Annotated in this window: 20 protein-coding genes, 1 other RNA gene and 1 pseudogene; 11 read left to right on the top strand and 11 right to left on the bottom strand. The window is 59.1% G+C overall.

Going from position 1 to position 23306, the window contains the following annotated elements; all coding sequences use genetic code 11:
• Positions 1–25 precede the first annotated feature (25 nt).
• The 3 genes from dksA to EXZ61_RS04590 form a co-directional block, all read right to left on the bottom strand.
• Positions 26–997 carry an RNA polymerase-binding protein DksA gene (gene dksA / locus EXZ61_RS22065; protein WP_237219090.1) on the bottom strand — a complete coding sequence of 324 codons (972 nt, stop codon included), beginning with the start codon at positions 995–997 and terminating at the stop codon, positions 26–28.
• 185 nt (positions 998–1182) lie between these two features.
• Positions 1183–2238 carry a CobW family GTP-binding protein gene (locus tag EXZ61_RS04595; RefSeq protein WP_142809468.1) on the bottom strand — a complete coding sequence of 352 codons (1056 nt, stop codon included), beginning with the start codon at positions 2236–2238 and terminating at the stop codon, positions 1183–1185.
• Between the two features lie 99 nt (positions 2239–2337).
• Positions 2338–3519 carry a class I SAM-dependent rRNA methyltransferase gene (locus EXZ61_RS04590; protein WP_142809466.1) on the bottom strand — a complete coding sequence of 394 codons (1182 nt, stop codon included), beginning with the start codon at positions 3517–3519 and terminating at the stop codon, positions 2338–2340.
• Between the two features lie 98 nt (positions 3520–3617).
• On the opposite strand from EXZ61_RS04590, the gene EXZ61_RS04585 reads away from it, so the two are divergent.
• Positions 3618–5198 (top strand): methyl-accepting chemotaxis protein, encoded by a 1581-nt coding sequence (locus EXZ61_RS04585; protein ID WP_142809464.1) that lies wholly within the window; start codon positions 3618–3620, stop codon positions 5196–5198.
• On the opposite strand, the gene EXZ61_RS04580 is transcribed toward EXZ61_RS04585, so the two are convergent.
• Genes EXZ61_RS04580 through dapF form a run of 3 tightly spaced genes read right to left on the bottom strand, consistent with a single transcriptional unit; the run spans position 5195 to position 7796 of the window.
• The gene (locus EXZ61_RS04580) at positions 5195–6166 is read right to left on the bottom strand and encodes a tyrosine recombinase XerC (RefSeq protein ID WP_237219089.1); all 972 of its coding nucleotides are present in this window, start codon (positions 6164–6166) and stop codon (positions 5195–5197) included. The two genes, EXZ61_RS04585 and EXZ61_RS04580, sit on opposite strands and share 4 nt — an antisense overlap.
• A gap of 7 nt (positions 6167–6173) precedes the next feature.
• Positions 6174–6872 carry a DUF484 family protein gene (locus EXZ61_RS04575; protein ID WP_142809460.1) on the bottom strand — a complete coding sequence of 233 codons (699 nt, stop codon included), beginning with the start codon at positions 6870–6872 and terminating at the stop codon, positions 6174–6176.
• Positions 6873–6911: 39 nt separating this feature from the next.
• The gene (gene dapF / locus EXZ61_RS04570) at positions 6912–7796 is read right to left on the bottom strand and encodes a diaminopimelate epimerase (protein WP_142809458.1); all 885 of its coding nucleotides are present in this window, start codon (positions 7794–7796) and stop codon (positions 6912–6914) included.
• A 141-nt stretch (positions 7797–7937) separates the two neighbouring features.
• On the opposite strand from dapF, the pseudogene EXZ61_RS04565 reads away from it, so the two are divergent.
• From EXZ61_RS04565 to EXZ61_RS04555, 3 genes and pseudogenes are all read left to right on the top strand, one after another.
• Positions 7938–8816: pseudogene (locus EXZ61_RS04565) on the top strand (MBL fold metallo-hydrolase); the annotation flags it as partial.
• A gap of 28 nt (positions 8817–8844) precedes the next feature.
• Complete coding sequence (locus EXZ61_RS04560) at positions 8845–9708, top strand: RNA pseudouridine synthase (RefSeq protein WP_142809454.1); 864 nt, start codon at positions 8845–8847, stop codon at positions 9706–9708.
• 213 nt (positions 9709–9921) lie between these two features.
• Entirely contained in the window at positions 9922–10509 is a 588-nt protein-coding gene (locus EXZ61_RS04555; RefSeq protein WP_168224700.1) for an outer membrane beta-barrel protein, read from the top strand.
• A gap of 38 nt (positions 10510–10547) precedes the next feature.
• Here EXZ61_RS04555 and EXZ61_RS04550 read toward each other — a convergent pair whose 3' ends face one another.
• Complete coding sequence (locus EXZ61_RS04550; RefSeq protein ID WP_142809449.1) at positions 10548–10976, bottom strand: CBS domain-containing protein; 429 nt, start codon at positions 10974–10976, stop codon at positions 10548–10550.
• A gap of 49 nt (positions 10977–11025) precedes the next feature.
• An RNA gene (rnpB, locus tag EXZ61_RS04545) (RNase P RNA component class A) lies at positions 11026–11463 on the bottom strand.
• Positions 11464–11559: 96 nt separating this feature from the next.
• Here rnpB and cysK point away from each other — a divergent pair.
• The 3 genes from cysK to EXZ61_RS04530 all read left to right on the top strand — a co-directional run bounded on the left by cysK (position 11560) and on the right by EXZ61_RS04530 (position 14892).
• The gene (cysK, locus tag EXZ61_RS04540) at positions 11560–12477 is read left to right on the top strand and encodes a cysteine synthase A (RefSeq protein ID WP_142809447.1); all 918 of its coding nucleotides are present in this window, start codon (positions 11560–11562) and stop codon (positions 12475–12477) included.
• A 127-nt stretch (positions 12478–12604) separates the two neighbouring features.
• Positions 12605–12949, top strand: a complete 345-nt coding sequence (locus EXZ61_RS04535; RefSeq protein ID WP_142809445.1) for a hypothetical protein — start codon at positions 12605–12607, stop codon at positions 12947–12949.
• Between the two features lie 11 nt (positions 12950–12960).
• A complete protein-coding gene (locus EXZ61_RS04530; protein ID WP_142809443.1) occupies positions 12961–14892 on the top strand; it encodes a S8 family serine peptidase in 1932 nt (643 codons plus the stop codon).
• Here EXZ61_RS04530 and EXZ61_RS04525 read toward each other — a convergent pair.
• Entirely contained in the window at positions 14821–15543 is a 723-nt protein-coding gene (locus EXZ61_RS04525; RefSeq protein ID WP_168224699.1) for a rhomboid family intramembrane serine protease, read from the bottom strand. The genes EXZ61_RS04530 and EXZ61_RS04525 overlap by 72 nt on opposite strands.
• Positions 15544–15597: 54 nt before the next feature.
• On the opposite strand from EXZ61_RS04525, the gene EXZ61_RS04520 reads away from it, so the two are divergent.
• Positions 15598–17394 (top strand): NAD(P)/FAD-dependent oxidoreductase, encoded by a 1797-nt coding sequence (locus EXZ61_RS04520; protein WP_142809439.1) that lies wholly within the window; start codon positions 15598–15600, stop codon positions 17392–17394.
• 14 nt (positions 17395–17408) lie between these two features.
• Here the strand turns inward: EXZ61_RS04520 and EXZ61_RS04515 are convergent, their stop codons facing one another.
• A complete protein-coding gene (locus tag EXZ61_RS04515) occupies positions 17409–18185 on the bottom strand; it encodes an acetyltransferase domain-containing protein (RefSeq protein ID WP_142809437.1) in 777 nt (258 codons plus the stop codon).
• A gap of 299 nt (positions 18186–18484) precedes the next feature.
• Here EXZ61_RS04515 and EXZ61_RS04510 point away from each other — a divergent pair, with 299 nt between their 5' ends.
• From EXZ61_RS04510 to EXZ61_RS04500, 3 genes are read left to right on the top strand one after another with little or no spacing between them, the layout of a single operon-like run.
• The gene (locus tag EXZ61_RS04510; RefSeq protein ID WP_237219156.1) at positions 18485–19144 is read left to right on the top strand and encodes an ABC transporter ATP-binding protein; all 660 of its coding nucleotides are present in this window, start codon (positions 18485–18487) and stop codon (positions 19142–19144) included.
• Between the two features lie 10 nt (positions 19145–19154).
• The gene (locus EXZ61_RS04505) at positions 19155–21518 is read left to right on the top strand and encodes an ABC transporter permease (RefSeq protein ID WP_142809433.1); all 2364 of its coding nucleotides are present in this window, start codon (positions 19155–19157) and stop codon (positions 21516–21518) included.
• A gap of 42 nt (positions 21519–21560) precedes the next feature.
• Positions 21561–22760 carry an efflux RND transporter periplasmic adaptor subunit gene (locus EXZ61_RS04500; protein ID WP_142809431.1) on the top strand — a complete coding sequence of 400 codons (1200 nt, stop codon included), beginning with the start codon at positions 21561–21563 and terminating at the stop codon, positions 22758–22760.
• 61 nt (positions 22761–22821) lie between these two features.
• Here the strand turns inward: EXZ61_RS04500 and EXZ61_RS22345 are convergent, their stop codons facing one another.
• Positions 22822–22950, bottom strand: a complete 129-nt coding sequence (locus tag EXZ61_RS22345) for a hypothetical protein (protein WP_281063820.1) — start codon at positions 22948–22950, stop codon at positions 22822–22824.
• Between the last annotated feature and the right edge of the window lie 356 nt (positions 22951–23306).

Raw genomic sequence — 23306 nt, 5'->3', positions numbered from 1 at the left:
GTTCACACCAGATCGCATCAAAACCTTAGTCACCAAACATCTTTTGCTTCAGTTCACGGCGCTGCTGCGCCTCTAAGGACAGCGTGGCTGTGGGGCGAGCCAACAGCCGGCCCACGCCAATAGGCTCGCCAGTTTCATCGCAGTAGCCGTAGTCGTCAGCATCGATACGAATAATCGACTGCTCGATCTTCTTCAACAACTTGCGCTCGCGATCACGGGTACGCAACTCAAGCGCATGTTCTTCTTCGATCGTGGCACGGTCTGCCGGGTCAGGCACTACCGACGTATCTTCACGCAAATGCTCGGTAGTTTCACCCGCGTTGCTCAAAATGTCGGTTTTCAGTTTAAGAAGCTTTAGGCGAAAGACTGCCAACTGCACTTCATTCATGTACTCCGAGTCCGGCATCGCCATTAGTTCGGCATCACTCAATTCGGCAGCGGGTTTGGTTTTCCAGTTATTGGCTAGCTTTGGGTCTTTTTTGATCGAAGAAGCCAATGCGGGAATGATCACCGGGGCGGGAGCGGATTGAAAAAAGCTCGCTTTCGCCGACGTCGATGCGACTGACTGCGCCATAGAGGGCACCGTCAATTGGGCCAAGCGTGAAGACGGACGACCTGCTTTCGCCGGTACTGCCGACGTTGTATTGGCCTCGGATGCCACGGGCTTTGCTGCGGATGTATTTGCTTGCACTTTTTGTATTGCCTTGGGGATCTCGGTTGCAACAACCGGTTTAACTGACTTCTTGGTGGCCACTGGGGCTACCGACGTTTCCACTGATTTTTTTGCAGACTTGCTTGCCTTAGGCACCGAAGCCTCAGCGGGCTTTGCTACCGCTTTGGCCACAGGCTTTGAAACAGCCTTAGGGGCCGGTTTGGCCGCGGCCTTGGCTGGCACTTTATGCTCAGCTTTGGCGGCTTTCGCTACTTCTACCTTGGCCGACTTAGCTTTGCTTTTGGTGTCTTTGGCCTTGGCATCTTTCCCATTACTGGATTTCACTTCTTGTCTCCTGGCAGTACCCGTCCGCGCATGATCAGTGGTCGCGATTGCTCCGCTTGCAAGCTTCTGTGCCTTGGCCAGCGGGGCATCTACGGCGCGCGAGTGTACAGGCTTCGCTATCGGAAAACCCATAAGTTGCAAAATCGAGACAATCATTTGACATCTACCCCGAAAGTTAAAACGCCTTACGCATCCACTAGTGACTGCTCCATGCCTTGCAAAAAGATGTCTTTGGGCAGGTCGATGCCAATAAACACCATTTTGTTGCAGCGTGTTTCCCCCTCAGCCCAAGCAGGCCCTAGGTCGCTGCCCATGAGCTGATGCACACCTTGGAAAATCACTTTACGGTCTGTACCCTTCATATAGAGAACGCCTTTGTAGCGCAACATCCGAGGGCCATAGACATTGACGATAGCGCCTAAAAAATCCTCTAGCTTGGCAGCATCAAAGGGGCGGTTGGACTTGAATACAAAACTCTTAACGTCATCATCCACATGGTGATGATGGCCCGCGCCATGGTCGTGGGCATGGGAGGGGTGATCGCAGTGTTCGCCCTCTGCGTGGTCATGGTGCTCATGGCCCTCTTCCTTTAAGAAGTCAGGATCAATGTCCAACTTAGCATTTAAGTTAAAGCCACGCAGGTCAAACACATCATTCAATGCCACTTCACCAAAATGCACTGCTTTTTGCGGCGCGCGAGGGTTCATATGCTTGATGCGGTGCGTCAGCGCCTCCAGCTCTTCAGCCGAAACCAAGTCTGACTTGCTGATAAAGATTTGGTCAGCGAACCCCACTTGGCGCCTTGCCTCTTGGCGCTCATTCAACTGGCTTGGCGCGTGTTTAGCGTCTACCAGGGTCAAAATAGAGTCTAGCAAGTAGCTTTCAGCCACTTCATCGTCCATAAAAAAGGTTTGCGCCACAGGACCGGGGTCGGCAACGCCGGTGGTTTCAATCACCACGCGCTCAAAATCCAACTCGCCTTTACGCTTTTTCTCAGCCAGATCGCGCAAAGTAGCCCGCAGGTCTTCGCGAATCGAGCAGCAAATGCAGCCATTGCTCATCTGGATGATTTGCTCTTTGGTGTCAGACACCAGAATGTCGCTGTCGATGTTTTCTTCACCGAACTCGTTTTCAATGACCGCAATTTTCTGCCCATGGGCTTCTTGCAGCACGCGCTTGAGCAAAGTGGTCTTACCTGAACCTAAAAATCCGGTCAGGATGGTGGCGGGAATAAGGCTCATTGGAATACCCTGAAATACATTACTTGGGGAGTTTAGCGGCCATTTCAAGGCCGCAACTGCGTGGCGCCTGTACCGCAATGCACCTAGCGCACATGACACTTACTTGCGCATGACCACCAATCCCTTGAGGTACTCCCCTTCTGGGAAGTTGATGGTCATGGGGTGATCTGGCGCGCCACCTAAGCGCTCTGTAATGAAACCATCCACATGCGCATCGATGCCTGCGGACGCCACAATTTTGTGGAACAAATCAGCACTGATCCCGCCTGAACACGAGTACGTGAAGAGCACGCCACCTGGCTCCAAGAGCTTGAACGCCAAGCGGTTGATATCTTTGTACGCACGCGCGGCCCTATCCGCATGGGCCACCGTAGGCGCAAACTTGGGTGGGTCCAACACAATGGCGTCAAAGCTGCGCCCTTGCGTGGCAAATTGCCTAAGTGATGCATTCACATCCGCGTCCATCCAGGTCGCGCGCGAAGCGTCTAAACCATTGAGTGCCACGTTGGCCGCACCCTTTTGCAGGGCCGGACCCGACGAATCAATGGACGTCACATGCTGGGCGCCACCCATCAAGGCTGCAACAGAAAAGCCGCCGGTGTAGCAAAAGCAGTTCAACACACGTTGAAACTTCAGGCGCTCGGCATATTCGGCAAACTTCTTACGGCTATCGCGTTGGTCCAAATAGAACCCGGTTTTATGGCCTTCCGCAATATTGATGGCCAGCTTCCATTGGTGCTCTTGCAGCTCTAGCTCTACCGCCCCATCTCCACGCAGCCAACCCGTGGCTTCGGGCAAACCTTCGAGGGCACGGCTGCTGGCATCTGAGCGCTCGTAGAGCTTGCTCAAGCCTGTTTGCTGGAGCAGGGCATCTGCGATCACAGACTTCCAGCGCTCTATGCCAGTCGACAAAAACTGGGCCACCAAGGTGTCACCGTAGCGGTCCACAATCAAACCCGGCAGCCCGTCTGCCTCACCGTGGATCAGACGCACGCCATCGCTTTGTACGTCAAATCTGGCTCTTGCGCCTATAGAACGTGCGCAGGCAGCTATCAAAAACGCAGCATCAATGCGATCTGCTTCGTTAAAACTCCAGGCCCGCGCCCGTATTTTGGAGCTCGGGCTGAACGCGGCCCACGCCAAAAACTTACCGTCAGAGGACTCCACGCGCACGGTTTCACCAGGGTCTGCGCCACCTTTGGCAATGGCAGACTCAAAAATCCATGGGTGGCGGCGCTGCAAGGAGCGCTCTTTGCCTTCGCGTAGTCGAATAGTTTTCATAGGCGCCATTGTCGGTGCAATTTGCGACCGATTCACTTGACCGCGCAAGCCTTTGGCCTTTATAAGGCTTGTGTCACCACTCTCAATGGATGTACGCCATGCAACTGACCGACTTCAAGATTGCCACACTGCTCAAAATGGGCTTTGGAATCCTCATCGTGATAGTTGCGGGCATCGCCGCGCTGGGATGGTCACAAGTCCGCCAAGCGAACTTGTCCCTCAAGACAGTCTACGATGACCGCGTGGTGCCCTTGAGCCAGCTCAAGACTGTTACAGACATGTATGCCTCCAACATTTTGGACAGCGCCAACCGCGTATCCGTGGGCTTGCTCGACCCCAAGGTAGGTTTGAACCGTGTAACGACAGCCATCTCAACCATTGATACCCAATGGAATGCATACTTGGCCACGGAGCTAACACCCGCAGAAAAGTTGGTGGTGGAAGCAACGCAAGCGTTGATGGCCAAAGCCAAGCCCCAGGTCGACGCTTTGCGGGTGGCCTTGGAGGTGGGCCATAACGACAAAGTCATGGAGCAATACGGCGCACTGTACGACGCCCTGTCTCCCCTCCACCAAGCGCTGAACGAGCTCGCCGACGTGCAGCTAACGGAGGCCAAGTCGGTCTACGACCAAGCCGTCATTTCTTACCAGCACACCATTGCTGTGCTGACAACCGTTGTCGCGCTGGCGCTGGCTTTTGGAATCGGGCTGGCCTGGCTGTTGATTCGTGCGGTCACAGAGCCGCTGCAACAAGCGGTAGAAATAGCAAGGCATGTGGCCAGTGGCGACCTAGCCATGCAAATCACCAGCTCCGGCAAAAGCGAAACTGCCGCCATGTTGCAGGCCTTGCAGGACATGCAAACCGGTTTGGCCAAGGTGGTCTCCACCGTGCGCACGGGCTCTATGGGTGTAGCCAACGCCAGCGCAGAAATCGCATCTGGCAATCATGACTTGTCTGCCCGCACCGAACAGCAGGCCAGCGCACTGGAGCAAACCGCCGCATCCATGGAAGAGCTCAGCGCTACCGTCAAGCAAAACGCTGACAATGCGCGCCAGGCCAACCAAATGGCGGCCAATGCCTCCCATGTCGCGGCCAAAGGTGGGCACGTCGTCAACCAAGTGGTAGAGACCATGAAGGGCATCAACGACTCGTCACGCAAAATTGCCGACATCATCAGCGTGATTGACGGCATCGCGTTTCAAACCAATATCTTGGCCTTGAACGCTGCAGTTGAGGCGGCCCGCGCAGGTGAGCAAGGGCGTGGCTTTGCCGTGGTCGCGAGCGAGGTGCGCGCCCTGGCTGGGCGCTCGGCGGATGCAGCCAAAGAAATCAAATCCCTCATCTTGGCCAGCGTCGAAAAAGTCGAACAAGGCTCTAGCTTGGTCGACACCGCAGGTGAAACCATGAACGAAGTGGTTAGCGCCATTGAAGGGGTCACCACACTCATGAGCGAAATCAGCTCCGCCAGCAGCGAGCAGGCGTCTGGCGTCGCGCAGATTGGCGAAGCTATCGCCCACATGGACCATGCCACTCAACAGAACGCCGCCTTGGTCGAACAAATGGCTGCCGCAGCCAGCGGGCTCAAGAGTTTGGCCAATGATCAAGTTGAAGCGGTGGCCTTCTTCAACTTACCAGCGTCACCGCAAGGCAGCGGCCACGTTGCAGGCTTGCTGCATTAATCGTCTTTTTTCCCACCCTTTGCATGGGCCCGCGGGTGCGCTGCATCGTAGGCCTTGGCCAAATGCTGAAAGTCCAGCCGGGTGTACACCTGCGTGGTGGTGATATTGGCGTGGCCCAAGAGCTCTTGCACCGCCCGCAAGTCACCACTGGACTGCAACACATGGCTGGCAAACGAGTGGCGCAGCATGTGCGGGTGCACAGGGCTCGCTAGCCCCGCTTGCTGGCTGCGGCGCTTCAATCGCTGCCAAACCGACTGGGCCGTAAGTCGCGTGCCATAGCGACCGGTGAACAATGCCGCGGCTGCATTGGTTTCAGACGCAGCCACCATACCCACCCCTAAGGTGCCCATGGGTCCGCGTAAGGTCAGCCAACGTGCCAAGGCCTCCAGTGCCACCCGCCCCACGGGCACACCGCGCTGCTTGTTGCCCTTGCCTAGCACATGGGCCTGCGCGCCCTGCATATCAATCCAGCCCCGCGCCGTTTTGCTCGGCACCACATCCAGCCCCACCAACTCGCCCACGCGCAAGCCACTGCCGTAGAGCAGCTCCACCATGGCCGCATCACGCGCCTCCAGCCAGGGGTTGTCTTCACTCTCAAAGTCGGCGAACTGCACGGCGTCATCCACCGCCAGCGCCTTGGGCAAGGGTTTGGGCGCTTTGGGGGCGCGTACGTCCTGCACGGGGTTGCTGGTGACCCAACCTTCTCGGCCTAGCCACACATAGAAACCACGCCACCCCGAGAGAATGAGCGCAATACCGCGGCCAGTGCGTCCTCCGCTGTGCATTTGCGCTACCCATCGCCGTATGTGGTGGTTTTGAACATGCACCAGAGCCACCTGCGCGGCATCGGCGTGCGACTGCAGTTTTTCTAAGTCCAGCGTGTAGAGTGAGACGGTGCGCTCGGCCAAGCGCTTTTCAAAGCGCACGTAGGCAAGATAGCGCGCAACCAATGCAGCGTTATCTTGCACTTTCGCCCTAGCGCAAACGAGCCAGCGCTGCGCCAGCGATGTCACCAATACGGGCCAAGAAGTCGGTCCCCATGCCGCTGCTGAAGCGGTAAGCATCGCCACTGGCCAGCACCAACATACCGAAGGTGGTGACGGTTCCATCAACCGCAGTGACACGCAGTGGAATCAAGGCCAGCGAAGCCACGTCAGCAGGCTCAGACAACCAGCTAACGGCTTCAAACCCGGTGTTCAGACCACAAAACGGTTCATTGAGTGAGGCGGCAAACAGCTTGGCGTCATCACTCACGCCTTGGGCATAGACGTGGCTATTCAAGGAGGCAGCCACTCCCCACAGCCGCACACCGACCTGAGGTACCGAAAACTGGTCCTGAATATCTTGGGTAACACGCGAAGGCAGGTCTGCAAGCTCTGTCGCTAGGAAGAGCTTGCTGGCCCATCGCAGGACTTTGTCAGAAAGCATCACGTTTTCGTTGCCATTGCGCACCATTTCCATAATGCGTTGCTCCAGCAGCTTGATCTTTTCGCGCAGCATTTCTGCTTGACGTTCTTGCAAGCTCACTGCGCGGTGGCTGTGCGGACTGGTGAACTGCACAGCCGCCAGCAACTCGGCATGGCGCTGAAAGAAGTCTGGCGTGTTGGCCAGGTAGTTGGCAATGTCGTCTTCGGTGATGGGGTTGCCCAAAGCGTGATTCACAGGAGTTGTCATAGCGTCAAAGTTAGGTAGTTCGCCCCATGGGGCACTGCATCAAGAAATATCGTCGGGCAAATCAATTTCGCCCTGAAAAACGGTGACCGCAGGACCGGTCATGAACACGGGCGCATTCCCGCCAGCCCATTCAATGGTGAGCAGGCCGCCACGGGCCTGTACATCCACCCGTGCGTCCAGCACGCCCAAGCGAATGCCACTGACCACGGCGGCACAAGCCCCGGTGCCACAGGCCAGGGTTTCGCCCACACCCCGCTCATACACCCGCAGGCGCACGTGGCTGCGGTCTTGCACCTGCATAAAGCCTACGTTCACCCCTTGGGGGAAACAACCATGCGCTTGCACCAAGGGCCCCAGGCGCTCCACTGGCGCTGTGTCTACATCATCAACCACCAGCACCGCGTGTGGGTTACCCATGGAAACTGGTGTGAATGCTACATTTTCAGTAGCTGCTTGCGCTGTATTCACGGGCGCAAGCAGCCATTTCCCCCATGTACCGTCAGCAACATACTGCAGACCAGCTGTGCTAAACGGAATCTCGGGCAGGTCAAATTGCGGAGCCCCCATATCCACGGTGACACGGCCATCCGGGTTGAGCTTTGGCGCAATCACCCCCTTCATGGTCTGCACGCGGATCGTGGTTTTGTCGGTCAGCCCACGGTCGTGCACAAAGCGTGCAAAGCAACGCGAGCCATTGCCGCACTGCTCCACTTCTTGACCATCCGCGTTGTGAATCAGGTACTCAAAGTCAATACCCTCGGAAGGGGACGGGCGCACGGTCAGGATTTGGTCCGCACCCACCCCGTAATGGCGGTTGCCTAGAAAACGGTAGTGGGCCGCACCGAGCCCCAGGGTGCCACGGGTTTCATCAAGCACAACAAAGTCGTTGCCGGCGCCTTGCATTTTGGTGAACTGAATTCGCATGGGCACAATTATCGGCCCTGCGCCGCAACACGGCGGCCTTGGTGCAGACCACTCGCAGTATTTGGCTGCAAAATGCACTGCATGGTACGAACAAGCTCCATTCTCAATCCGGCCTTTGGCCCAATGCCACCTCACCAGCCATGGCAAACAGACCGCCCGGTGGCGCTGCTGCGCAACGTGCTGCGCCTCACCGCCCCCAACCCTGGCGTGATGACGGGGCCGGGCACCAATAGCTACTTGGTAGGTGATGCGCACACCGGCTTCATCGTCATCGACCCGGGCCCGGCAGACGCAGACCACCTGCAACGCCTGCTCAGCGCTGCGGTTCACCCCGACGGCAGCGGCGGCAATATCCACACCATTGCCTGCACCCACTCGCATGCCGACCACGCCCCCGGTGCGGCGCCTTTGCAGGCCCTGTGCATCCAAGCCGGACACACTCCCCCCATTGTGGGACTACCCTCCGCCCCCTCTGCACGCACTGCAAGTTACTTCAGACCGGACAAATCGCTACAAAATAGAGAGCTGCTTACGCTGAATCCACGGGCGCAAGAGACCAATTTGGCGCAAAAACCTAGTCACAACTTGCTAGCTATTCACACCCCAGGCCATGCCGCCAACCATGTGTGCTTTTTGCTGCAAGAAGATGGGCTGCTGTTTACAGGCGACCACATTTTGAACGGCAGCACCACCGTCGTGGACCCGCCAGACGGCAATATGGCAGCTTATCTAGATTCACTGGATACACTACGCGCCGCTTGCATTGCGCACCAAGTGCAGTTCATCCTGCCTGCCCACGGCCACGTGATGGATGGGGCGGTTGCTGAAATCGACCGACTCAAAGCCCACCGCTTAGTCCGCGAGGCCAAGGTGCTGGCGGCCATGCAAGCCCTGCCCGATGGCACGCTAGACGACTGGCTGCCCTTGGCATACGACGATGTCCCCCCGCGCATTTGGCCTGTAGCCAAGCGCTCGTTGTTGGCACATGTCGAACGCATCCAGTGGCTGCAAAGCCGCTAACCCCTTACACCACTGCCAAAGGCGCCTTATGAACCGATCTATCCCCCACGCCGAAGAAGGCGAGCGCCTGGCCAAACGTGTCGCGCAAATGGTGCCTTGCTCGCGCCGCGAGGCCGAGCAGTACATTGAAGGCGGCTGGGTGTCCGTCAACGGAGTCGTAGTCGAAGAACCCCACTTTCGCGTGACCCAACAGACCATCAGCATAGACCCGAATGCCAGTCTCCTGGATATGACGGCCATCACGCTCTTGCTGCACAAACCACCCCATTTTCTAGACGGCACCGATGAAGATGACGAGGACGATGAAGACGAAGCACCGGCCCCCAAACGTCCAGGCCCCAACACGAAAACAAGCCACGCAACGGCAGCGCGCGGCAAAGCCGTCAAAAAACTGCCCGACAACGCGCGCAGCCTGCTAACCCTTTCCAACCACTGTGCGCAAGACCCCAGCGACATCAAGGTGCTCAAGCGCCACTTCAACCATTTAGAGACTTCGGTAGAGCTAGAGACAGGCGCCAGCGGCCTGTGTGTATTTACCCAAGACTGGCGCACTGCCCGCAAACTCAACGAAGACATGGGCGCCATGGAGCACGAACTCATTGTGGACGTGCAAGGTGAGGTGGGCGGTGACTCGATTCTGCACCTCACCAAAATTTTGAACGACCCGCGCAACGCCTTGCCACAAGCCAAGGTGAGTATCAACAGCGCCCAAGCTGAACACAGCAAGCTACGTTTTGCCGTGAAGGGCTCGCACCCCGGACTGGTGGCCTATCTGTGCGAGCGGGCACAGCTCAATATTTTGGCGATGCGCCGCATTCGTCTGGGGAGAGTGGCTTTGAGCGACTTGCCTGTAGGCCAGTGGCGGTATCTGGCAGCCTACGAGCGGTTCTAGGCCCCCAGCAGCTTGTTTTGAGCTGCGCTTGAGGGCTCAAATGCGGGACCTTTGTCACTCAGTTTGCGGCATTGCACTGGCCGCAATCGGTTTAGGATGGGCTTGCGCGCAGCGATAGAAGCTGGCGAATTGACCGCAATCGTCTGTTGAAACGAGCCTTGCCCGAGCCTATTTGCCCTTTAACTGTATTGAGCCCCTCACATGCACACCACCATGAAACACGCAGCCACCGCACTCTTGGTTTGTCTATCCACCACAGCTGGACACGTTCTGGCGGGAGACATGTATTTCTTAGGCTCCATGGGCAGTGCCTCCTATGGCAGTGGCACACAAACCAGTACCGATGCGGAGTTGGCGCGCCTTGGCAGAACCGTAGTGCAGTCCAGCCTAGGCAGCGGCGCCAAAAACTACAAAATCATCTTGGGCTACCAGGTCAACCCCTATATGGCGTTTGAAGGCGGCTACTACGACTTGGGCGTTGTCAACTACAACGCCACCTTCACAGGCGGCAGCATTTCGGTGGACTCTAAAGCCACGGCCATGGGCTTCTCGTTGGTGGGCATTTCGCCCCTGAACTACCAAACATCTGTCTTAGCCAAAATTGGTTACACCATTGGCACTATCAAATCCAGCGGAAGCACCTCAGGCACAACGGTAAGCACTACCCAGGACAAAAACAGCATCAGCTTCGGGTTTGGCGGCGTCTACAACATCACGCCAACCTTGGGCGTACGGGCCGAGTGGGAAAAGCCGTATGACGACGTTAACCTGATATCCGTAGGACTCCAAGCCAAGTTCTAGGCGCCCCCGCGGCGGTGACGCACTGCTCCACAAGACCCTTAGCTCGCAATGTAGCTCTGTAGATGGCTGATCGTGAGTTCATGGTCGGCAATGATGTCGTCCATGATGTCGCGAATGGAGATCATGCCCAAGACCTTGTCTCCTTCCGCAATAGGCAAATGGCGAATTTTTTTCTGGCTCATCAGTGCCATGCAATCGCGGGTCCGAGTTTGTGGCGTTACGGTGATCACATTGGCCGTCATGATGTCTCTGACCTCCGTGTCGCGCGATGACTTGCCTGCCAAGGCAATTTTGCGGGTGTAGTCGCGCTCCGAAAAAACCCCCACCAGACGCCCTTGGTCCATCACCATCATGGCCCCCACGTTGTGATTGGCCAGCTGCTGCAAGGCGTCAAACACGCTGTCGCTGGGGCTCAGGCTCCACACGTTCGCATCGCGTTTTTTCAACAAGTCCAGTATGGGTCGCATAGTGCCTCCTCAAAAAGAGCATCGAAAAACTAACCATAACTCAAAATAAGTGTGAAGCCCACCGATAAGCCGGATTCTGTGCATGAGGGTTTCCCCTCATGTGACCACCATTACTCTTGGCTGCTGGTCACCCAACAGCTCGGTGCTACCTACCCGCACACTCCGGGGGCCCCGTCAACGTGTGCCTACTTGGTATTGCTGCGCGTAGAGATTGCCCGTTTCACCCGACATGGGCAGAGCCCCTGTCGTGCGGCTATGCGCACCCGGTTACCCGGGGCACGGCTTGCGCCGCGCTACACGCATAGAACACCCATGGGTTATCTATGTCGACTCGTCTCTGTTGCTCTAATCCTCACCTTAGGGCCTCCCACTTGCGTGGGAAGTTTGTCAGTGGACAGCCGTTAGCTGCTACGCTGCCCTATGCAGTCCGGACGTTCCTCCAGTGCTTGGTTTCCCAAATTGCACCAGCGGTGGTCTGGCGAGCTTCACGCAGCGATTATCGTGGATAGGGATATCCATATACCAGTTTCTATCCATTAATTCATACAAAATAGGTCGATACCACACCCACTAGGAGCAATCGATGAAAGCTGACAACATTCTGCAAACCATTGGCAACACGCCCCATGTCCGTATCAACCGCTTGTTTGGCAGCACCCACCACGTCTGGGTCAAGTCGGAACGCAGCAACCCCGGTGGTTCGATCAAAGACCGTATTGCACTGGCCATGATTGAAGCGGCCGAAGCCAGCGGGGCACTCAAGCCCGGCGCGACCATCATCGAGCCCACGTCTGGCAATACCGGCGTAGGCTTGGCCATGGTGGCTGCGGTAAAGGGCTACAAACTCATACTCGTGATGCCCGACAGCATGTCCGTGGAACGCCGCCGCCTGATGCTTGCTTACGGAGCTACCTTCGATTTAACACCCCGCGAAAAAGGCATGAAAGGAGCCATTGCCCGCGCCCAAGAACTGGCAGCCAGCACCCCTGGCGCATGGATTCCCCAGCAGTTTGAGAACCCTGCCAACATTGATGTGCATGTGCGCACCACCGCGCAAGAAATCTTGGCCGACTTCCCCAATGGCATCGACGTGCTCATCACCGGCGTAGGCACCGGCGGTCACATCAGTGGCGTGGCGCAAGTGCTCAAAGCCAAGTTCCCCAACCTCAAGGTCTATGCGGTAGAGCCATCCGCATCTCCCGTCATTTCTGGCGGCGCGCCTTCGCCTCACCCCATCCAAGGCATTGGCGCGGGTTTTATTCCCACCAACTTGAAAACCGAGTTGCTCGATGGCGTGATCCAAGTGGATGCAGAACCGGCCCGCGAATTCGCCCGCCGCAGTGCTGCCGAAGAAGGCATCTTGGTCGGCATCTCCAGCGGTGCCACGCTGGCTGCCATTGCGCAAAAACTGCCTGAGATTCCGGCAGGTTCCACGATTTTGGGCTTCAACTACGACACGGGCGAACGCTACCTGTCTATTGAAGGATTCTTGCCAGCCTGAAGGGGCCGCAGCGCCGGGCTGATTTGCTAATAAGCGCGTCACTACGCGCCTAGAGCAGGCAATCCTCGAGGGGCCTCCACAGCTTACAAAAGTTACAATAGGGCCCAACAACGTTGGAGTTTGCCCCGTGCCCCACACCCCAAACCGCCGCAGGCTACTGGGCCTCCTCTTGGGCTTGGCAAGCCTTGTAGCATGTGCACAAAACACCCCCGCGCCCAGTCAACTGCCGGCGCTGCGGGTCATTGTGCAATTCCAACGGGGCGCTGATTTCGACGCCACCACCTTTTTGCGTGCTGTGCGCACAAAAACCAAGGCCACTGCGGATTACATTGACGCAGTCTCGGCCGATACCCATGTCTTTGCTTTTGCCCCACCGCTGGGTAGCACTTATGGGCAACTGCTGCTGCAAATTGGTGAGATACCCAATGTCCTGCGCGTGGAAGCTGATCAAAAGGCGAAGTCGAGCAACTGAACGCCTCCACCGTGCGCGCACCCCTGACCTGGCCGCAATGGAACCCGCTGCTCGCGGCGCTAGGCTTGGCCGTGCTGGCATTGACCCCATGCAATTTGCTGGCAGACCCACAGCAAGACCAGGTAACCGCGCCTCTTGCCCAAGTGCCACAACGCGAAGAGCGATTGCGCAGACTCATCGTCAAATACAAAGATGAGAGTGATGGCAGGCTTCGCCGCAGGGCTTTACCCGATGAGGCCGAACGCGCGACGCGCCTTAGCGCACTGGCCCAAGAACCCGGCAATGGGCACCGAAACGTCCAACTAAGCCACCTCAAAGCCATCAACCGCAACAGCCATGTGCTGGTCAGCAGTACTGCGCTCAGCCGCCATGAGTTGCGTGCACTGGCACACACCCTTGCGCAAGATGCCGCCGTGGAGTACGCCGAAATCGACGAACCGGTGTACCCCACGTTCTTGCCCAACGACAGCAGCTACGTCAGCCGACAATGGAACCTCAAGTCTCCCGCCGCAGAGCTCGCGGGAACCAATATGCCCAATGCTTGGGGCCGCTCGCACAACGGCACAGGCGTCACGGTGGCCGTGCTGGACACGGGCTACCGCCCCCATGCGGAGCTAAACACCAACTTGGTTCCTGGCTATGACTTTGTGTCGGGCGACCTTAGTGGCTCCCCCTTCTTCACGGCCAATGATGGTGATGGCCGAGATACCGATCCGGCTGACCCTGGCGACTGGAACACCAACCCCACCCAATGCACCACGGGCAACTCCAGTTGGCATGGCACGCGCGTGGCTGGCATCATTGGCGCGCAGGGGAATAACAACGCGGGCATTATTGGGGTATCTCACGCAGCCAGGCTCTTGGCGGTTCGGGTGATGGGAGTGTGCGGGGGCTATACCTCCGACATCGCAGCTGGAATCTTATGGGCCATAGGGGTCAACGATGGCAGCTTGCCCGTCAACTCACATCCGGCCAAAGTACTTAACTTGAGCCTAGGCAATCGTGAATCGAATTGCTCTGTCACGTTTCAAAATGCCATTACCGCTGCTTTCAACGCCAACGTTACCGTGGTCGTCGCGGCTGGGAACGAGGCGAGTTATATGGGGGCTCCCGCTAACTGCACAGGAGTCATTGCGGTCAGTGCGCACACGCGGACTGGCGATCTTGCCGATTACTCAAACCTAGGACCCATATCAGGCGCTGGGCCTAACCCCACACTCAGCGCGCCCGGTGGCGGCCTAGGGCTGACCATTGCCGGGGACAACAGCACCATCTATTCAACTTCAAACACCGGCACGACCGTTCCCGGTTCAGAGACCTACATCGGCGGCAAAGGCACCAGCTTCGCTGCCCCCCAAGTGGCAGGGGTGGCCGCCATGATGTACCAGATCAAGCCCTCTATCACGCCCACCGAGGTCAAAACCTACCTCACCAACACGGCGCGCGCCTACCCCAGCGGCACTTACTGCTTTGGTCGCACCACTTGCGGAGCCGGCATGTTGGATGGATTCAAAGCCTTGCAAGCCCTCATGTTGGCGCAAGGCACGCCCAACAACGCCCCGTCCATCAGCCCCATTGGGCCCAAAACCGTGGCGGCGACCGGCAGTTTGAATTTCACCGCCACGGCTACCGACATAGATGGCGACGAAGTGAGCTTTACAGCCACCGGCGTGCCCTCAGGGGCCTCATTCAATGCCGTCACCGGGGTGTTCAGCTGGGGCTATGCATTGCCTGGCAACTACACCGTCAGCATCGCCCCCACAGACGGCGCTACAGCGGGTAGCGCCAGTGTGGTCAATATCAGCGTTACGGGTTCGCTGCCGGTTGCAGCTGCCGCAAGCGGCGGCGGCGGGGCGAGCAATGGGGCCGAGCTAGCCTTGCTGTTCGTATTCAGCCTCTGCGCTGTGGGTTTGCGCAGGCACAGCGCCGCCGCGCTGCACTAGCGCGCGCAGTAAGACCACGCCCAAGGCTGCAGCCGCACCTCCAATCGCGCCGAAGTAATGCGCTGACGCGTACACCGCAACCCCATCTGGCAAACCTAAGGCTGCCACGGCACCACGGTCGCCGCCCACGTGTTGCCACACCAGCTTAAGTGCCAGCGCGGCAAGCATCAGCAGTCCCAGCAAGCCAGGCAGGTATGGGGTTACAGACTGATTGCGCTGCCTCACGCTGTGGAGGCACAGGGCCAGCGCCCCACCCGCCCAATAGCCATGCAAAGCGCCTGACGCGCCAGCGTATACCGCGCACTGCGGGTCCAGCACCACCGCAAAGGCAACCCCCACAAGCCCACCCAGCAGCGCAATCCATTGCATGGGCACCGCGACCCATCCATAGAAAACCACGATCAGCAGCGCAAACCCTAGGCCATTGAACAGCGCATGCATCCAACCAAAATGCACACCCTGCGCAGTCAAGACTTGCCACCAGGCACCGCTGGCAAACGCGGCTCGGTCAAACCGCAACGCAAGCCACAACGCGGGGCTCAGGTCAACAAGACATTGCAGTAACACCAAGGCGACAAGCACCAGAAAGGCTACTGCCCACGGTGGCTCAAGCCAAAGCTTGCCCTTGATGTTCCCCTCCCATTTGCGCATGATGCTGCCCACGCCCCTTAAAATTGCCGCCTGCTTGATAACTACGAGCCTTCTATGCTGCGAATATCTGAACTCAAACTCCCGCTTTCCGCCCTGCCTGTAGACACCCGCCGCGCGGCGGACGCCCCCAGTGAAACGGACGAAGACCGCATCCCTCTGCCCCATCCGGTCGCAGCCATCACGGGCTTGATCACCCAACTGCTAGGTATTGCGGCCTCCGACATTGCAGAGCTGCAGGTATTTAAGCGCAGTTTTGACGCCCGCAAGGCTGAAATCTTGGCCGTCTACATCGTAGACATTGCCGTTCCCCCTGCCGTCGAGGCACGCGTGCTGGAGCAGTTTGCCAAGCACCCCCATGTGCAGGCCACGCCCGACATGGCCTACCGCCATCCCGTGCAGGCGCCTGCCGACGTGGCCCTGCGCCCCGTGGTCGTGGGCTTTGGGCCCTGCGGCATTTTTGCGGCCCTGATGCTGGCGCAAATGGGATTCAAGCCCATCGTGATTGAGCGCGGCACCACAGTGCGCCAGCGCACCAAAGACACCTGGGGTCTGTGGCGCAAAAAAGTGCTCAAACCCGAGAGCAATGTGCAGTTTGGCGAGGGCGGTGCGGGCACCTTCTCAGACGGCAAGCTCTACAGCCAAATCAAAGACCCCCGCTATTTGGGCCGCAAGGTCATGCAAGAGTTTGTCAAAGCAGGGGCACCGGCTGAAATTTTGGTCGAGGCCCACCCGCACATCGGCACCTTCAAGCTCGTCAAAGTGGTGGAGAGCATTCGCGAGCAAATCATTGCGCTGGGCGGTGAAGTGCGCTTTGAACACAAAGTCACCGATGTGTTGATCAACGAGCAAGGTGGCCACAAGCAAGTGCGTGGCCTCCAAGTACTCAACTTGGCCACCGGAGAAAGCACCGAGCTGGCGGCTGACCATGTGGTCATGGCCTTGGGCCACAGCGCACGAGACACCTTTGCCATGCTGTTTGACCGTGGCGTGGCCATGCAGGCCAAGCCATTCTCTGTGGGCTTTCGCATTGAACACCCGCAAAGCGTGATTGACCGCGCCCGCTGGGGCCGCCATGCAGGCCACCCGTCCTTGGGTGCTGCAGACTACAAGCTGGTGCACCACGCAGCCAATGGGCGCAGCGTCTACAGCTTTTGCATGTGCCCCGGCGGCACAGTGGTCGCTGCCACCTCCGAGCCCGAGCGTGTGGTGACCAATGGCATGAGCCAGTACTCGCGCAACGAGCGCAATGCCAACGCAGGCATTGTGGTGGGCATAGACCCACCCGATTACCCCAGCGACCACGACGCCTTCGTCCATGCTTTTGGTGGGGAGGCCGGTGGCCGCTATGCCGCACAAGCCCAGCAACTGCTGGCCCAAGGCAGCGTCCACCCCTTGGCCGGCATTGCCCTGCAGCGCAAGCTCGAATCAGGCGCCTACACCTTGGGTGGAAAAACCTACGAAGCCCCGGGCCAACTGGTGGGCGACTTCTTGGCACAGCGTCCATCCACGGCGTTTGGCGAAGTCTTGCCCTCGTACAAGCCCGGCGTCAAGCTAGGCAGCTTGGCTCCCAGCCTGCCCGAGTACGCCATCACTGCCATACGCGAGGCATTGCCAGCCTTTGGCCGCAAGATCAAAGGTTTTGACATGGCCGACGCCGTGCTCACCGGCGTGGAAACCCGCACCTCGTCACCGCTGAAGATTCCGCGCGGCGAGAACCTGCAGTGCACCAACGTGGCGGGCCTGTACCCCGCTGGCGAAGGTGCCAGCTACGCCGGTGGCATCTTGTCTGCGGGAGTAGACGGCATCAAGGTGGCAGAAGCCATGGCGATCAGCATGGCAACCAACGTGTGAAAACACTGACTTAGCTAGCGCACCACCCACACCCAGCCCATGAGCAAGCCCATGAGTATGGGCTGGTGCACCATGTACCAAGTCAAACTCCATCGGCCCACAAAGCCCAGCAGTTTGGGAGGTTCTAGGGTCTGCAACCGGTCAAACAGCTTGTGCTTGAGGCCCCACTGCGCAGCGGCCACGCCCCACAGCATCACACCCAGCCAAGGGAAAATCGGCACATAGTCTTCGGTCATCGGCTTGTGGCTCACCCAGCCTAGCCAGTACCACCAGCGGCTGTCTAGCCACGCCAAGTCTGGCACCGTGCCATGCAGCCACGGCCCCACCAAACCAGCCGCCATGGCCACAGCGCCCAGTGCCCACAGGGCGCGCCCGGTCGGCGCGAGCAGCCGCGCCAGCACCAGCATCACACACATGGCGTGCAATACGCCAAAGCTGATCCAGCTGTTGGGAAACATCAGCACAGAACCCGCACTCACCAAGGCCGCGCACAGCGCAATCTGCCCCCAGCGCTTGGCAAAGCGCGCCCAGCTTTGCCCCTGTGCCACCGCAATGCCTTGGCCCGCACCCGCGCAAAACAAGAACAGGCTCAAGATGCAGGTGCGCTGCACCGTCCACACCGGGTCTTCGTAAAAGTTCTGCGCCGTGAACCCAAAGTGGTTGAGGTCAAACGAGAAATGAAACACCGTCATCCACAGCACGGCCAGCCCACGCAAGGCGTCCAGCGCCTCAAATCGCGCGGTGTAGGCTGCTGGAGCAGAGTCAGGAAGAACGGAGACTTGAGGCGGCATGGGGGTAGAGGAAATAGCTGTTAATCAATGCGGCAATGGTGGCGACGGCTACGCGCCATTGTGCCTTTGTACCGACAGTGCGCCATCGAACGGACCTAATGCACACCCGTGCGCACACTTCAAGTATCCAGTCACCTTTCTACGGGGGTTCCATGCCGAATGCATTGGCTACGACTCCTGTCGCAGTTACGCCGGTCGCCAGCGCACAGTCAGATAGGCAATCCGAGGCAACAACTGGCACCGACACGTCGGACAGAGCGGTGGTGTTCCAGGCCAAGGGGCTCGCCAAGACGTACGACATGGGCGAGGTCAAGGTCAACGCCTTGATGGACGTAGACCTCACCATCTACAAGGGCGAGTTCATTGTCTTGCTGGGAGCATCAGGCAGTGGCAAATCTACCTTGCTCAACATCTTGGGGGGATTGGACTGCCCCAGCAGCGGCACAGCCCAGTTTGCCGAGCACGACCTGACCCATGCCAGCGACGACGAGCTCACGCTCTACCGGCGCGACCATGTGGGCTTTGTGTTTCAGTTTTACAACCTCATCCCTAGCCTGACCGTGCGTGAAAACGTGGAGCTGGTCACCGACATTGCCAAAGACCCCATGCCTGCCGTAGAGGCACTTGGGCTGGTGGGCTTGGCGGAGCGGGTGGACCACTTTCCTTCGCAGCTCTCGGGTGGCGAGCAACAGCGCGTGGCCATTGCCCGCGCCATTGTGAAAAAGCCTGAGGTGCTGCTGTGCGACGAGCCCACCGGCGCGCTGGACTACCAAACGGGCAAGCTGGTGCTGGAGGTCATTGCCCGCATCAACCGCGAAATGGGCACCACGGCCATCGTGATCACGCACAACGCTGCCATTGCGGGCATGGCAGACCGGGTGCTGTACCTCAGTGGCGGCCGTATTGAAAAAATGGTGCAAAACGACCACAAGGTGGCGCCCTCCGAATTGACATGGTGAGCCCCACGCCATGAAAACTCTGGACCGCAAACTGCTACGCGACCTGCGCCTGATGTGGAGCCAAGCACTCACCATCGCCTTGGTCGTGGCCAGTGGGGTGGGAGGCTTCATCACCAGCTTCAGTGCGTATGACTCACTGTCTTGGTCGCGCGATGTGTACTACGCCGAGTCCCGCTTTGCCGATGTGTTTAGCAGTCTCAAGAGTGCGCCATGGGCGCTTCAAGGTCAGCTTGAAACCATCAACGGCGCTGCCCATGTGCAGGCTGGGTTGGCGCAGGTGGTGCCTATTGCCATCCCCGGCGTGTCGGACCCGATTGCCGGGCAACTCATCGGCTTGGACCCCGGCGCTACGCAGCAGCTCAATGTGGTCTCTTTGCGCAAAGGTCGCATGGTGGCCGCGCACGGCAGCGGGGCCATGGAAGCCCTGGTGTCCGAGGCCTTTGCCGAGGCGCACCAACTCAAGATGGGCGATGAAGTCACCGCGCTCATCAACGGAAAACGAGAGCGCCTGCGCCTGGTGGGCATAGGCTTGTCGCCGGAGTTCATCTTTGCGGGACTGGGTGGTTCGCCTGACCAGCGGGGCTTTGGCATTTTTTGGATTGACCGCCAGGCGTTGGCCACGGCCTACAACATGGAGGGCGCTTTCAACCAAGTCACGGTGCGCTTGAGCCCCGGTGCCAGTGAGGGCGCTGTCATTGACCAGTTGGACCGTCTGCTTGGACCCTACGGCGGCATCAGTGCCCACGGGCGCGACCAGCAGTTGTCGGATGTGATTTTGAACTCGGAGATCAAACAGCAGCGGATGATGGGCACGGTGCTGCCCAGCATTTTCTTGGCAGTGGCGGCGTTTTTACTCAACGTGGTGCTGGGTCGCCAAATCGCCAGCCAGCGCGAGCAAGTGGCTGCCCTCAAGGCGCTGGGGTACAGCAACCGTGCTATTGGCTTGCACTACCTCAAGTTTGTGTTGCTGATCGTGGTGCTGGGCTTGGTCGTCGGTGTGGCGCTGGGGGCCGCGCTGGGGCAAGGCTTTGTGGGTTTGTATGCCAAGACCTTTCGCTTTCCCACCTTGCATTACCGGCTCGCACCAGCGTTGATGCTGATCGCTGCTGGGGTGGCCCTTGCGGCGGCCGTGCTGGCCACGCTCAGTGCCATTCGCGCCACGGTGCTGCTTGCGCCCGCCGAGGCCATGCGCCCGCCGTCGCCCGGCGCCTACAGACCCATGCTGCTAGAGCGCTGGGGCATGAAGGACTGGTTCTCGCCACCGCTGCGCATGATTCTGCGCACCATGGAGCGACACCGCCTGCGCACCTTGCCCACTACGCTCGGGGTCGCCATGGCCATGGCCACGGTCATCACAGGTGCTTTCATGCGTGATGCAGTGGCGGTGCTGATGGACACCCAGTTCCGCCAAGTGCTGCGGGGCGATGTATCCATCAACCTGCGGGAGGCAACAGCCGCCCGCGTTCTGCAATCGGCTGCCCAGTTGCCCTATGTCACAGCCGTGGAGGGTGCCCGCAATGTATCGGTACGTTTGGTCAACGCCAACCACCACCATCGTGGTGCTATCCAAGGCAAGCCAGAAGTCCCGGACTTGTTTCGCATCGTCAACCTGGATAGGCGAGCCTTGGATGCGCCACGCCATGGATTGCTGCTGACCGACCGCCTAGCGGCCAAGTTGCGCGTGAAACCAGGCGACATGGTGCGGGTGGAGGTGCAAGAAGGACGCCGCGAGATCGTCAACCTCCCCGTCACCGGCACGGTGCACGAACTCTTGGGCATGAACGCCTATATGGAACGCCGGGCGTTGAATGCCGTGCTGCATGAGGGCGATATGGTCAACCAAATCATGGTGGCGGTAGAGCGCGGCCACGAGCCGGAGTTGCTCAACCGCTTGAAGGAATTGCCGCAAGTAGGCGTGGCCATCAGCAAGCAGGTGATGGCGCGCAACATCACCGATGTGACGGCCCGCAACATCTTGGTCTTTAGCCTGGTGCTCACGGTGTTTGCCACCGTCATCGCGGTGGGCGTGGTCTACAACAACGCGCGCATTGCACTGGCAGAGCGGGCTTGGGAGCTGGCCAGCTTGCGGGTGCTGGGCTTTACCCGCACCGAGGTGTCTGCCATTTTGCTGGGCGAGCTGGGTATTGAAATCGCACTGGCTTTGCCCTTGGGCATGGGCTTGGGTTACCTGCTGGCGCTGGGCATCGTCACGCTGATTCGCAGTGACGAGTTTTCGTTTCCGTTTGCCATTCAGCCCGCCACCTATGCCTTTGCGGTGGTGTGCGTGGTGGTGGCGGGCGTCATCAGCGCCTTGATCGTGCGCCGCCGCATTGACCAGCTAGACCTGGTGGGCGTGCTCAAAACCCGCGAATGAAGCCACAGCATTTCACAGCCTCACTTTCCACTGAAGACCACCATGAAAAACAAACTGATTTGGGCCGCAGCAGGCCTCGCGTTCTTGGCAGGGCTGGTGTGGGCCTTTTGGCCCAGCCCCATGGAAGTAGAGGTGGCCCGCGTGACCCAAGGCCGTTTTGCGCGTGCGGTGCAAGAAGACGGCAAAACCCGCGTGCGCGAACGCTATGTGGTGTCCACTCACGTAGCAGGCCATTTAGCGCGCATGACGCTGGTGCAGGGCGATAGCGTGCTACCCGGGGCCGCCGTGGCCGTGGTCTCGCCCTTGGCGCCCGCCTTGCTAGATGCCCGCAGCCAAGCCGAGCAGACGGCCCGTGTGGGTGCTGCGCAGGCCGCCTTGGCGCAAGCACGCGCCAGTGTGGTGGCCGCTACCGCCGCGCTGGCCCAAAGCCGTGTAGATGTGTTGCGCAACGCGGCCTTGGTGCGGCAAGGCTTTGTTTCACCGGCCCAAAGTGAAAGCACCCGTTTGGCCGAGCTTTTGCGCTTGAGCGAGTTGGAAGCCGCCCGCCAAGCCGAAACGGCTGCCCTGTTTGCCCTGGAGCAAAGCCGTGCGCCCCTGCGCGACTACGGCACGGCGGGCACGCAAGCCGTTGGCAAAAGTGATTTCACCGTGCGCTCACCGGTGGCGGGCAAGATGCTCAAGGTGCTGGTCCAAAGCGAAGGCGTGGTGCAAGCCGGTACCGGCTTGGTCGAAATTGGAGACCCCGCGCGCTTGGAGGTGGTGGTAGACATCTTGACCGAGGAGGCCGCGCAGGTGGCCACTGGCACGCCGGTACAGCTGCTCAACTGGGGCGGCCCGGGCATGTTGCAAGGCGTGGTGCGCTATGTGGAGCCAGCCGCTTTCACCAAAGTGTCTGCGCTAGGCGTGGAGGAGCAACGGGTCAACGTGATTGCCGACATCACGAGCCCCCAAGATGTGTGGAAGCGCTTGGGCGATGGCTTCAAGGTGGATGTGCGCGTGCTGGTCCAGGTGAAAGACGGGGCTGTCATGGTGCCCGTGAGTGCCTTGTTTCCCATCGGAGCACGGTCCGGCGTGTTGGTGCTGGAGGCAGGCCGTGTGCGCTTGCAAGAGGTCACGGTCCAAGCCCGCAATGGCACACAAGCCTGGGTGCCCGAGGGCTTGGCAGTCAATGCGCAAGTGGTGGTCTACCCCGACATCAAACTGCAAGACGGTGCCAAGGTGAAAGCGCGGCCAGACGGGTGAGCCCCCCTTGGGGATCGCTGGCGAAAGTGCGACACCCAAACCGAGGTCTCGGTCAAAACACTCACTGCGGCGGTGGTTCGGTTTCGCAGCGGGGGATGCTTGGCATCAGCGGCGCGCTGCCACCCAGCGCCGCCAAGCGCTTGGCCGCCTGCTCGTAGAGGGCATCGTCAATGGTGACTGTGGTTCTCATGTAGACGGTTCCTTCATTGATGGAAATTGTCATCAAGAATGGTGCGGACGCAAATGACGGAACTGTGTTCCCTTGGGAATCAAAACTTGGTCTACCCACTTACGAGGGTCGAGCTGCGAACCCAAGGTACTAGGTGACTCCACGCTGTCTTTGGCTGAGAAGCTGGCGGCGAGGAAGTCCCCGTGGGATTGGGTGAGGCGGTCTTTGAAGCGACTTGCATCTATCGCCCCGTTTTTATCCTTTCCACATACGCGATATCTGCGAGCACGGCATTGACACCAGCGTTTTGAATGGCGGCCATTTGGTTTCCCCGTCCGTCAAATTTGTGTGTGCCGCGAGCGCGTCAAACGCGCTCT

Origin of the sequence: Rhodoferax aquaticus (assembly GCF_006974105.1) — a bacterium.
GTDB lineage: Bacteria > Pseudomonadota > Gammaproteobacteria > Burkholderiales > Burkholderiaceae_C > Allorhodoferax > Allorhodoferax aquaticus_A.
Note: the sequence above shows the minus strand (reverse complement) of the source record. Positions and strands in the feature narration are given on the sequence as shown.

Bases quoted from the DNA above. Each gene is read 5' to 3' on its own strand.
- EXZ61_RS04590 (WP_142809466.1), bottom strand. From the start codon at position 3,519: ATGAAAACTATTCGACTACGCGAAGGCAAAGAGCGCTCCTTGCAGCGC.
- EXZ61_RS04505 (WP_142809433.1), top strand. From the start codon at position 19,155: ATGAAAACTCTGGACCGCAAACTGCTACGCGACCTGCGCCTGATGTGG.
- EXZ61_RS04525 (WP_168224699.1), bottom strand. From the start codon at position 15,543: ATGCGCAAATGGGAGGGGAACATCAAGGGCAAGCTTTGGCTTGAGCCA.
- EXZ61_RS04550 (WP_142809449.1), bottom strand. From the start codon at position 10,976: ATGCGACCCATACTGGACTTGTTGAAAAAACGCGATGCGAACGTGTGG.
- EXZ61_RS04500 (WP_142809431.1), top strand. From the start codon at position 21,561: ATGAAAAACAAACTGATTTGGGCCGCAGCAGGCCTCGCGTTCTTGGCA.
- EXZ61_RS04560 (WP_142809454.1), top strand. From the start codon at position 8,845: ATGAACCGATCTATCCCCCACGCCGAAGAAGGCGAGCGCCTGGCCAAA.
- EXZ61_RS04520 (WP_142809439.1), top strand. From the start codon at position 15,598: ATGCTGCGAATATCTGAACTCAAACTCCCGCTTTCCGCCCTGCCTGTA.
- EXZ61_RS04515 (WP_142809437.1), bottom strand. From the start codon at position 18,185: ATGCCGCCTCAAGTCTCCGTTCTTCCTGACTCTGCTCCAGCAGCCTAC.
- EXZ61_RS22345 (WP_281063820.1), bottom strand. From the start codon at position 22,950: ATGAGAACCACAGTCACCATTGACGATGCCCTCTACGAGCAGGCGGCC.
- EXZ61_RS04585 (WP_142809464.1), top strand. From the start codon at position 3,618: ATGCAACTGACCGACTTCAAGATTGCCACACTGCTCAAAATGGGCTTT.
- EXZ61_RS04555 (WP_168224700.1), top strand. From the start codon at position 9,922: ATGAAACACGCAGCCACCGCACTCTTGGTTTGTCTATCCACCACAGCT.
- EXZ61_RS04510 (WP_237219156.1), top strand. From the start codon at position 18,485: ATGGGCGAGGTCAAGGTCAACGCCTTGATGGACGTAGACCTCACCATC.
- EXZ61_RS04575 (WP_142809460.1), bottom strand. From the start codon at position 6,872: ATGACAACTCCTGTGAATCACGCTTTGGGCAACCCCATCACCGAAGAC.
- EXZ61_RS04595 (WP_142809468.1), bottom strand. From the start codon at position 2,238: ATGAGCCTTATTCCCGCCACCATCCTGACCGGATTTTTAGGTTCAGGT.
- dapF (WP_142809458.1), bottom strand. From the start codon at position 7,796: ATGCGAATTCAGTTCACCAAAATGCAAGGCGCCGGCAACGACTTTGTT.
- cysK (WP_142809447.1), top strand. From the start codon at position 11,560: ATGAAAGCTGACAACATTCTGCAAACCATTGGCAACACGCCCCATGTC.